The sequence below is a fragment of the Pseudomonas sp. A39 genome (assembly GCF_058145955.1).
This window is the reverse complement of record NZ_JBYVMD010000090.1, coordinates 1-7,951: the sequence shown is the minus strand read 5'-3', so window position 1 is coordinate 7,951 and position 7,951 is coordinate 1. Positions and strand designations below refer to the sequence as shown.

The window sequence follows — 7,951 nt, the reverse complement described above, 5'->3', positions numbered from 1 at the left end:
GGGGCAAGCCCCCTCCCACATTTGGATCGCGGTCTAACCGTTAGATGGCGGTCGTCGGTCAGGCCGCCAGCGGGAGCGAGCTCCCTCGCCACAGGTCAAGCGCCATACCCGTATACCTAAGCTCCCAGAAGCCCAGCCGACCCTTTGCCGTCAGGATTCCGCGCTGACCTGCGTAGGGTCCGGGCAGCTCTGATCGCCGTTGTTCAAGCCTTGCTTGTAGTTGCGGCTCAGCAGCGAGGCCTTGCCGTTGTGCCACGTCAGCGTCAACACATACAGCGTGTCGTAGTCGCTGCCGGACCAGTCGTGGGTGATGGTGTGTTTTTCCCCCGACGCTTCACTGGCCACCTTGTTGATCAACTCCGGCAGGTAACCGTGGGACCAGGCGGTGTAGATGATGGAGTTGTGGTATTTGTCCTCGACCAGTTCATCGGCGAGGGCACTGGTGTCATTCGCGGAAAACTTGATGTTCACCGGCAGGCCCAACTTGATGGCGCTGGGGCTGATGGTCATCAGGGGCCGAATATAGCTGTAGGAATTGTCTAGCTCGCCTTCCTCGACATTCCGTGTCGGGTTGGCCGCAAAGACGAAATTGGCTTTGCCGAATTTTTCCGGGAGCACCGTGGCCAGGTTCATCGCACGGTTGAGGCCCTGGCAATTGAGTTGGCCCAGGCCACCGGCGGGTTTTTCGCCGTGGCGCAGGAAAACCAGGGTTTGTACCCCATCCACCGGTTCGGCGCTGCTGATGCGCGATTCCAGGGTGAGGCCAACAGCGCCGCCTGCCAGCAGCAGCGGTAACATAATGTATGAATATCGTTTCAGGCGCAGCGCAAGGCACAGAGGCTTGATTGTCATGAGTGTCGAGTCTTCAGTGCATCGAATTAAGGCGGACAAGCCCGGCCCAGTACGCATCCAGCGTCCTGCGGTGTTCCCTGTCGATGTAGCGAGGTGCCTCCATTCACCGGACGAGCGCACTTGAGAGTGCCCATAGGCGTATTGGTTCGCCTGCGAGGGATAATAGCCAGCCGATGTTGCGCATTGATGACCCATGCAGGACACCGTGCGGATGATTATGATGGGGCTTTCTGCCCAGGGATTTCACAATGAACCCGCTTGCCGCTTTCCCGATCAACAGCAAATGGCCGGCTCAACATCCCGAGCGTTTGCAGCTGTACTCGCTGCCCACGCCCAACGGGGTGAAAGTGTCGATCATGCTCGAAGAACTGGGCCTGCCCTACGAGGCGCATAAAGTCAGCTTCGAGACGCAGGACCAGTTGTCTCCCGAGTTCCTGTCCCTGAACCCCAACAACAAAATCCCCGCCATCATTGACCCCAATGGCCCCAGCGGCCAGCCGCTGGCGCTGTTCGAGTCCGGTGCCATCCTGATCTACCTGGCGGAGAAAACCAGCCAACTGCTTTCCGAAGACCCGGCCACCCGCTATGAAACCATCCAGTGGCTGATGTTCCAGATGGGCGGTATCGGCCCGATGTTCGGCCAACTGGGGTTCTTCAACAAATTTGCCGGCAAGGCCTACGAAGACAAGCGCCCTCGCGACCGCTACGCCGCTGAGTCCCGGCGCCTGCTGGACGTCCTGGAAAAACGCCTGCTGGGCCGCACCTGGATCATGGGCGATGCCTACAGCATCGCCGATATCGCCACCTTTCCGTGGGTTCGCAACCTGATCGGCTTCTATGAATCCGGCGACCTGGTGGGCATTGCCGACTTCCCCAATGTACTGCGCGCGCTGGACGGTTTTGTTGCGCGGCCAGCCGTGATCCGTGGCCTTAATATTCCGAGTTGAAACATGCAGACTTTCGATTTCAAACAGCTGGACGTATTCAGCCGCGTGCCGCTCAAAGGCAACCCGCTGGCGGTGGTGTTCGATGCCGACAGCCTGTCCGACCGGCAGATGGCGGATTTTGCCAACTGGACCAACCTCAGCGAAACCACGTTCCTGCTGACCCCCCGCGACCCCAGGGCTGACTATCGGGTGCGAATTTTCACCACCCTGCAGGAACTGCCCTTCGCCGGGCACCCGACGCTCGGCAGTTGCCACGCGTGGCTGCAGGCAGGCGGTATTCCACGCGGCGAGGAGATCATCCAAGAGTGCGAAATCGGCCTGGTGCGTATCCGTCGCCAGGGCGATGAACTGGCGTTTATCGCACCGCCATTATTGCGTTCCGGGCCGGTCGAGGCCGCCGTGATAGAGCGCGTGCGTCAGGCGTTGCACGTGGCGCCCGACACCATTGTGCGCAGCCAGTGGGTCGATAATGGCGCGGGCTGGCTGGCGGTGATGTTGGCCGATCGAAACCAGGTGCTGGACCTGCAACCGGATTACTCGCAACTGCTCGGTTTGGCGGTGGGCGTGATTGCGCCGTGTGACCCCGCTCGCGACGATGTGGACGCGCAGTTCGAAGTGCGGGCCTTTATCGCAGGCGATGGCGCGCAGGAAGACCCGGCCACCGGCAGCTTGAACGCCGGGCTCGCCCAATGGTTGCTCAGCGAGGGCCTGGCGCCCGAGCGCTATGTGGTCAGCCAGGGCACGGCCATAGGACGGGCGGGGCGGATTCACGTTGAGCGCCAGGGCGATGAAATCTGGGTCGGTGGCGCGGTGGCGGTGTGCATCGAAGGGCATGTACGGCTCTAGATCAATAAATTGTTACGGCACACGCAATACACTGTTGGCCCCTTGGCGTTTGTGCTGCCGGGGCCTGGGGCATAAGCTTTCGCCCTAAAGTTTTCTGCCACTTTTTCAGGATATCCATGACCAGCCAGTTCCCCCAAGCCCGTCCACGCCGCCTGCGCCGCTCTCCGGAGCTGCGTGGTTTGTTCCAGGAAAGCGAGTTCACCCTCAACGACCTGGTGCTGCCGATTTTCGTCGAAGAAGACATCGACGACTTCGTGCCCATCACCAGTATGCCGGGCGTGCTGCGTATTCCTGAGAAGAAACTGGCCGGTGAAATCGAGCGCTATGCGCGTGCCGGTATCAAGTCGGTGATGACCTTTGGCGTGTCCCACCACCTGGATGCCAGCGGCAGTGACACCTGGAAAGAGCGCGGCCTGGTTTCGCGCATGTCTTCGATCATCAAGGACGCCGTGCCGGAAATGATCGTGATGTCGGATACCTGCTTCTGCGAATACACCGATCACGGCCACTGTGGCGTGATGCACGGCGCCCATGTCGACAACGATGCGACCTTGGTCAACCTCGGCAAGCAAGCCGTGGCCGCTGCGCGTGCCGGTGCCGACGTCATCGCCCCGTCGGCGGCGATGGACGGCCAGGTCCAGGCGATTCGCCGTGCCCTGGATGACGCGGGCTTCACCCATATCCCCATCATGGCGTATTCCACCAAATTCGCCTCGGCCCTCTACGGCCCGTTCCGCGAAGCCGGCGGCAGTGCGCTCAAGGGCGACCGCAAAAGCTACCAGATGAACCCGATGAACCGCCGCGAAGCCGTGCGCGAATCGCTGCTCGACGAGCAGGAAGGCGCGGATGCGCTGATGGTCAAGCCGGCCGGTGCCTACCTCGACATCATCCGCGACATCCGCGAAGCCTCGCGCCTGCCAGTGGCGGCGTATCAGGTGAGCGGCGAGTACGCGATGATCAAGTTCGGCGCCCAGGCCGGTGCGATTGATGAAGACCGTGTGGTGCGGGAGACCTTGGGCTCGATCAAGCGCGCGGGCGCGGACTTGATCTTCACCTACTTCGCGATGGACCTGGCGTTGGCGGGGATCTAAAGCCACCGCATACTCAAATGTGGGAGGGGGCTTGCTCCCACATTTGCCTGCGTCGTTTGTGGGGTAGTATTTCAATTCCGCCGCCTCAGGAAGCTTTGAATGTCTTCGTCCCGTCTTCCCCTTTTACTCTGTTCGCTACTGGTACTGGCCGGTTGCTCCACCACGCGCAACCCGCAACAGCCGGAGCGTAGCGAGGCCGAGGTGAAGGCGCAGATCGTGCGCTTGCTGCCGGCCAAGGTGTCCGATCGCAATGGTTGGGCCCAAGACATCTACACCGCCTTCGACACCCAGAAAATCTATCCCAGCACGGAAAATATCTGCGCCGTGCTGGCGGTGACCGAGCAGGAATCTACGTACCAAGTCGACCCGCCCGTGCCGAACATGGGCAAGATAGCCCAGGATGAAATCCTGCGGCGTGCCGGAAAAATCCACGTGCCGGCGTTTGTCGTGCGCAGTGCGCTGCAACTGAGTTCGCCCACCGGCAAGACTTACGCCGACCGCCTGAACGCGGCGCGCACGGAGAAGGACCTGAGTGGCATCTTCGATGACTTCATCAGCATGGTGCCCCTGGGTAATACACTGTTTGGCGGTTTCAACCCGGTGCACACCGCAGGCCCGATGCAGGTGAGTATCGACTTCGCGCAGAAACAGGCACGCGGTTATCCCTACACGGTGGACGGCACTATTCGCCGCGAAGTTTTCACCCGCCGTGGTGGCCTGTACTTCGGCATCGCGCACTTGCTCGGTTACCCGGTGAACTATGACCAGCCGCTGTACCGTTTTGCCGACTTCAATGCCGGTTGGTACGCCAGTCGCAACGCCGCGTTCCAGGCCGCCGTCAGCCGTGCCTCGGGTACCGAGTTGGCGCTGGATGGGGATTTGATTCGCTATGGTTCATTGCTACCCGGCACCACCGAACTGGCGGTGCGCTCATTGGGCGCGAAGCTGGATATGCGCAACCCCAGCATCCGCAGCCAACTGGAGCAGGGTGAGCAACTGGATTTCGAGGACACCACGCTCTACAAGCGCGTGTTTGCCCTGGCTGACAAGGCCGCGGGCAAACCGATGCCACGGGCGATCCTGCCAGGCATCGTGCTCAAGAGCCCCAAGATCACCCGCAACCTCACCACCGCATGGTTCGCCAAGCGCGTGGATGAGCGGTATCAGCGTTGCATGAAACGCTGATCAACTGTGTGGTGAGCGGGCTCCTGTGGTAAGCGGGCTTGCTGTGATGAGCGGGCTTCCTGTGGTGAGCGGGCTTGCCCCGCGCTGGGGTGCGTAGCGCCCCCCATCAAGTACGATGCGGTCTATCAGGCATCACTCGGCGGCTCACTCTGCGCCTGCTTCGCACCCCAGCGCGGGGCAAGCCCGTTCACCCCAGGACGGTTCCTCACCACAAAGCGTCGCCACAACCACACCCACAACCACACGACCGGAAACGCCAGGATCACGAACGGCAACACATAGCTTGACCGTTCCAGGGCGTCGGCTGTGCCTTCCACCAGGTTGTCGCCCAGGTTGCTGAACATGCGGCTGAAGCGTGACTGCTGATTGGCGCCGTCAGCGGAGCGGAAATTCAGCGTCACACGGTTGGTGTCGAGACGACGTTGCTGGCCGGCGGCAACCTGGGCCAGCTCCTGGAGTTCGTTTTCGATAGCGGCCTGTTCCTTACTCAAGACGATCAGGTCACTGACGGTGATGTCCTTGCGTTTGGCCAACTCATCCAGGCGTTGTTGTTGGGCTTGCAGGCGGTCCTGGCGGCGGCGTACGTCGGCGACGGCATCGGCCAGGTCCTCGGCGGTGGTTATGCGCTGGCCGAGTTTGCCGCCTTCTGCGGCCATCGCAACGATCGGCTCCACACCCGTCGGCGCAATGCGCAGAATGATCTGGCCGCCGCTGCTGTCTTCGGTGATGCCGAGGATATTGCAGGCACCGAAGCGTGCCGTTTCGCAGGCCTCGCGGGTGGCCTGCATACGAGGGGCGAGCAGGGCGCCGGGCAGGGCCAGGCTCAGCTCGTGCTCGTACGCCAGTTGTGCCCCGGCCCGGCCCTGTTCGCCGTTGATCACCGTGGCGCGGGAGTGGTCCTTGGGCGAACAGCCTGCAACGGCCAACGCTGCCAGCAGGAGCAACAGGTAGGGTTTTGGTTTGCCGTCCAGGTGGCGCATTGCTGTTCCTTGGGATCAGGGGGGATTTGACGGCGATTAAAGCGGGTCTGGCGGATTAACGCAAAGCATCGTGGGGCAGAAGTGAGTGGCGCGGGCGAGTGCGGTGTTTGCCGTGCCACGCAGTCGCCCGCTCCCATAGATGGACTGCGTTTTTTCAAGAATCCCACATAAAGAAAAGGCCTGGTTTTCGTGGAACCAGGCCTTTTCCGTGTTGCTCTTTAGTGCAGGGGGCTGCTGCGCAGCCCAGCGGGAGCAAGCTCCCTCGCCACATGCTCCTTGAATCAGCTGCGTTCGAGGGCCAGGGCCACGCCTTGGCCGCCACCGATGCACAGGGTCGCCAGGCCTTTCTTGGCATCGCGTTTGATCATTTCATGCAGCAGGGTCACCAGTACGCGGCAGCCTGAGGCGCCGATCGGATGGCCGATGGCGATGGCGCCACCGTTGACGTTGACCTTGTCGGTGTCCCATTCCAGCTCTTTGCCCACGGCCAGGGATTGGGCGGCGAAGGCTTCGTTGGCCTCGATCAGGTCCAGGTCGCCCAGGCTCCAACCGGCTTTGTCCAAGCAACGGCGAGTGGCCGAAACCGGACCGATGCCCATGATGGCTGGGTCGACGCCGGCATTGGCGTAGCTGGCGATGCGCGCGAGTACCGGCAGGCCGAGGGCCTTGGCCTTGTCGGCACTCATCAGCAGCACCGCAGCGGCGCCATCGTTGAGGCTGGAGGCATTGCCGGCGGTGACACTGCCGTCTTTCTTGAAGGCCGGTTTCAGCTTGGCCAGGGACTCGGCGGTGGTGCCGGCGCGCGGCTGTTCATCCACGGCGAAGGCCACTGGGTCGCCTTTGCGCTGGGGAATCAGGATCGGTGTGATTTCTTCGGCAAACCGCCCAGCCTCAATGGCGGCGACGGCTTTTTGCTGGGAAGCCGCGGCGAACGCGTCCTGGGCTTCTCGGCTGATGCCGTATTTGTCGACCAGGTTCTCGGCGGTGATGCCCATGTGGTAATCGTTGAACGCATCCCACAGGCCGTCGGTGATCATGCTGTCGATCATCTTGGCGTGGCCCATGCGTAACCCGGTGCGCGCGGCGGGCAGTACGTAGGGGGCCAGGCTCATGTTTTCCATGCCGCCGGCGATGATCACGTCGGCGTCACCGCAACGAATGGACTGGGCGCCCAAGTGCAGGGCCTTGAGGCCGGAGCCGCAGACTTTGTTCAACGTCAGGCTGGGCACGGCGTGGGGCAGGCCGGCAAGGATCGAAGCCTGGCGCGCCGGGTTCTGGCCGCTGCCGGCGGTGAGCACCTGGCCGAGGATTACTTCATCCACTTCGGCCGGGTCCAGGCCGGTCTGTTCCAATAAGCGACGGATCACGGCGGCGCCCAGTTCGGGGGCCGGGATATTCGCCAGCGAACCCTGGAAGCTGCCCAAGGCGGTGCGGGTGGCAGCAACAATCACGACGTCTTGCATGGGATCTGTCCTCACTGGAAGTGCATTTCTGGAACGTGGTCCGGGACGATCAGTTTACCGGCGGTCTTGCTCACAATCTCTTCAACGCTGACGCCAGGTGCGCGTTCCTTGAGGACAAAAGCGCCATTTTCGATTTCCAGGTACGCCAGGTCCGTCAGCACACGCTTGATGCAGTTCGCACCGGTCAGCGGCAGGCTGCATTGGCTGAGCAGCTTGGATTCACCGTCCTTGGAGGCGTGGGTCATGATCACGATGATGTTTTCTGCACCGGCCACCAGGTCCATGGCGCCGCCCATGCCTTTGACCAGCTTGCCGGGGATCATCCACGAGGCGATGTTGCCGTGTACGTCGACTTCAAACGCACCGAGCACGGTGAGATCGACGTGGCCGCCACGGATCATTGCAAAGGACTCGGCCGAGGAGAAAATCGACGCACCGATGCGCGCGGTCACGGTCTGTTTGCCGGCATTGATCATGTCGGCATCAATGGTTTCTTCAGTCGGGAACGGTCCCATGCCGAGCAGGCCGTTTTCCGATTGCAGCATGACTTCCATGCCTTCGGGGATGTAGTTGGCGACCAGGGTCGG

The 7,951-nt window shown here is 61.9% G+C and carries 8 protein-coding genes; 4 read left to right on the top strand and 4 right to left on the bottom strand.

The annotated features are described in order from the left end of the window. Window positions 1–150: 150 nt before the first annotated feature. The gene (locus AC3ZU9_RS30860) at window positions 151–852 is read right to left on the bottom strand and encodes a hypothetical protein (RefSeq protein WP_043205131.1); all 702 of its coding nucleotides are present in this window, start codon (window positions 850–852) and stop codon (window positions 151–153) included. Between the two features lie 248 nt (window positions 853–1,100). Here AC3ZU9_RS30860 and AC3ZU9_RS30855 point away from each other — a divergent pair, with 248 nt between their 5' ends. The 4 genes from AC3ZU9_RS30855 (at window position 1,101) to AC3ZU9_RS30840 (ending at window position 4,921) form a co-directional block, all read left to right on the top strand. After that, window positions 1,101–1,799 carry a glutathione S-transferase N-terminal domain-containing protein gene (locus AC3ZU9_RS30855; protein ID WP_012723384.1) on the top strand — a complete coding sequence of 233 codons (699 nt, stop codon included), beginning with the start codon at window positions 1,101–1,103 and terminating at the stop codon, window positions 1,797–1,799. A gap of 3 nt (window positions 1,800–1,802) precedes the next feature. Further along, window positions 1,803–2,645 carry a PhzF family phenazine biosynthesis protein gene (locus tag AC3ZU9_RS30850; protein ID WP_490091762.1) on the top strand — a complete coding sequence of 281 codons (843 nt, stop codon included), beginning with the start codon at window positions 1,803–1,805 and terminating at the stop codon, window positions 2,643–2,645. 116 nt (window positions 2,646–2,761) lie between these two features. After that, window positions 2,762–3,736 (top strand): porphobilinogen synthase, encoded by a 975-nt coding sequence (hemB, locus tag AC3ZU9_RS30845; protein WP_012723386.1) that lies wholly within the window; start codon window positions 2,762–2,764, stop codon window positions 3,734–3,736. A 99-nt stretch (window positions 3,737–3,835) separates the two neighbouring features. Further along, on the top strand, window positions 3,836–4,921 hold the full coding sequence (locus tag AC3ZU9_RS30840) for a DUF1615 domain-containing protein (RefSeq protein ID WP_046035917.1): 1,086 nt from the start codon (window positions 3,836–3,838) through the stop codon (window positions 4,919–4,921). 125 nt (window positions 4,922–5,046) lie between these two features. On the opposite strand, the gene AC3ZU9_RS30835 is transcribed toward AC3ZU9_RS30840, so the two are convergent. The 3 genes from AC3ZU9_RS30835 to AC3ZU9_RS30825 form a co-directional block, all read right to left on the bottom strand. Beyond that, complete coding sequence (locus AC3ZU9_RS30835) at window positions 5,047–5,901, bottom strand: DUF4349 domain-containing protein (protein ID WP_490091761.1); 855 nt, start codon at window positions 5,899–5,901, stop codon at window positions 5,047–5,049. A gap of 281 nt (window positions 5,902–6,182) precedes the next feature. Beyond that, entirely contained in the window at window positions 6,183–7,364 is a 1,182-nt protein-coding gene (locus AC3ZU9_RS30830; protein WP_490091760.1) for an acetyl-CoA C-acetyltransferase, read from the bottom strand. 11 nt (window positions 7,365–7,375) lie between these two features. Continuing rightward, window positions 7,376–7,951, bottom strand: a 576-nt coding sequence (locus AC3ZU9_RS30825; RefSeq protein ID WP_490091759.1) for a 3-oxoacid CoA-transferase subunit B, incomplete at its 5' end; no start/stop codon positions are given.